Raw genomic sequence first — 570 nt, 5'->3', positions numbered from 1 at the left:
GCGGCGGCCCGCCCCGCCCAACCCCGTGCTCCTGCGCGGCCGCCAGTCCTCACCGATCGGCGCCCGGGAGCAGCACAGGAGGCGAGAGCCCTCGTGGCTGACACCGACAACCCGACCACCGACGACACGACCGAAGGCGCGGTCCCGCCGGGCACACCGCAGCCGGCCGAGGCCGAGACCACCGGCGTCCCGGCGACCGCCGAGGAGGGCGCGCCGGACGAGGACGCCGCCGAGGACGACGAGGCGACGGCAGCCGAGGCGGAGGCTCCCGCCGAGGCCGAGGCTCCCGCCGAGGCCGAGGCCCCCGCCGAGGAGGCCGACCCCGAGCCGGCCGGACCGCGCTTTGGCGCCCAGTTCAGCTCGCCGGAGCCGACCGCGGTCGTCGCCCGGCCCCGCCGCCGGGCCACCCGTCCGGCCGGTGCGGCCGCTCCCGACCCGGACCCTGTCGAGCCCGCGCGCCCGGTCGTCGCTGCGGCGGCCCGCCCCGCCCAACCCCGTGCTCCTGCGCGGCCGCCAGTCCTCACCGATCGGCGCCCGGGAGCAGCACAGGAGGCGAGAGCCCTCGTGGCT

Annotated in this window: 1 pseudogene; it reads left to right on the top strand. The window is 80.2% G+C overall.

The annotated features are described in order from the left end of the window. Positions 1 to 93 precede the first annotated feature (93 nt). Positions 94 to 570, top strand: a pseudogene (locus E9529_RS21490) (ribonuclease E/G); the annotation flags it as partial.

Origin of the sequence: Blastococcus sp. KM273128 (assembly GCF_021698975.1) — a bacterium.
GTDB lineage: Bacteria > Actinomycetota > Actinomycetes > Mycobacteriales > Geodermatophilaceae > Blastococcus.
Note: the sequence above shows the minus strand (reverse complement) of the source record. Positions and strands in the feature narration are given on the sequence as shown.